This window comes from Sulfitobacter sp. HI0129, assembly GCF_001635395.1.
GTDB lineage: Bacteria > Pseudomonadota > Alphaproteobacteria > Rhodobacterales > Rhodobacteraceae > Sulfitobacter.
Genome location: NZ_LWGH01000013.1, coordinates 1 through 545 on the forward strand (window position 1 = coordinate 1; position 545 = coordinate 545).

Sequence of the window (545 nt, forward strand, 5' to 3'; positions counted from 1 at the left end):
AGCGGGCATCAGTCCATGGGAGGTTTGCGCGGCCCGAGAGAGGAGTTCGGGCGACGGATCAATACCGATGATCTGGCGCACGGCCTCGGGGTAGAGCGCAATGTTCAGGCCCGAGCCGATTCCGATCTCCAGCACACGCCCATGCAGCCCGGAGATGGCGCGGCGCCGGTAGGGAAGAAGTTGATCCTGGCCCATCGCCAGATGCGTCAGCCGAGGGAGGATATGTTTCTCGTACAGTCGCATCTGTTCACCCGATCCGCGCAAGGACAGGGAAGGTGTCCAGCAGCCAGTAGGCCAGTGCGCTCAACCGCCCGGTCATCATCGCCAGGCCCATCAGGATCATGACGCCGCCCGCAGCCTGATGCAGGCGGCGACCCCAACGACCGATGCCGCGCAGCCTGCCGGCAATACTGTCGGTGAACCCCGCGACGACCAGAAACGGGATCCCAAGGCCGGCCGAGTAGACGGCAAGCAATGCGACGCCCTCGCCAATCGTCGCGCTTGTCGCGCTGGCGGTTAGGATGGCACCGAGGATCGGCCCGATG

1 protein-coding gene and 1 pseudogene are annotated in these 545 nt (G+C 65.1%); both read right to left on the bottom strand.

Features of this window, described 5'->3' with window-relative positions:
- Nucleotides 1-243: methyltransferase domain-containing protein (locus tag A3764_RS00190; protein ID WP_150122006.1), on the bottom strand; the 243-nt coding region annotated here is incomplete at its 3' end.
- 4 nt (nucleotides 244-247) lie between these two features.
- Nucleotides 248-545: pseudogene (locus A3764_RS00195) on the bottom strand (cytochrome c biogenesis protein CcdA); the annotation flags it as partial.